General features: G+C 49.3%; 1 protein-coding gene. It reads right to left on the bottom strand.

Translation table 11 applies throughout. The annotated features are described in order from the left end of the window. Window positions 1–712 (bottom strand): Ig-like domain-containing protein (locus tag FE392_RS17345; RefSeq protein ID WP_319931449.1); only part of this gene is annotated, 712 nt, incomplete at both ends.

The following is a 712-nucleotide window of genomic DNA, read 5'->3' as shown; positions in this document are numbered from 1 at the left end:
CACGATGATGCTGTCTTTGGCACCGTAAATAGGCTTGTCATCTCCATCCTTCAAGGTGATACGCAGCGTTTTCTTGGTATGGCCATCAGCCGGCAGGGCCTTACTGCCATCGGCAGGGTCAACCTCAGGGCTTTTCGAGTTCAATTTATCGGCCAGTGACTGACCAAATGTGACGGTCGTCGGTTTCGTCTCTATCCGTTTACCGAACACTTCGGGAGCTAATTCCCATTTGCCTTTTTTATCGCCGGCGGTCACCGTAGCCTGATAATGGCCGCTGCCCACGGGGACTTCTTTAAATTTGTCGACCGTTGGCATTTTTTTGCCTGAACCGTACAGCCCACTGTTATTCGGTATCATATTGATACTGTTTTCTGCTCCTGTGATGGGCTTGTTATCCTTGTCCCTCAAATCCACTTCAATCACCGTAGTGTCACCGTCATTGTTCAACTCACTTTCTTTGGCAACAAACGTGGATTTATTCGGATCGACCAAGTCCCCCTTATTCGCATCGAAGTTGATTTCTGTTTTGGTGTCCAGCGGCTTACCGTCTATTTTAGTGGTGATTTCCCACTTACCGGTTTTACCCCCCGCCTTGACTTTCACATGGTAAGTGCCTTCAGGATCTTCCCAGATGTTTTTGCTGTCGATGGTCGGTGGGTTTTTGCCTTCCCCGGTCAGCTGGCTGCCATGGTCCTCAAACGTAATGCTGTCT

It is taken from the genome of Xenorhabdus santafensis (assembly GCF_033949405.1).
Taxonomy (GTDB): Bacteria; Pseudomonadota; Gammaproteobacteria; order Enterobacterales; family Enterobacteriaceae; genus Xenorhabdus; species Xenorhabdus santafensis.
Note: the sequence above shows the minus strand (reverse complement) of the source record. Positions and strands in the feature narration are given on the sequence as shown.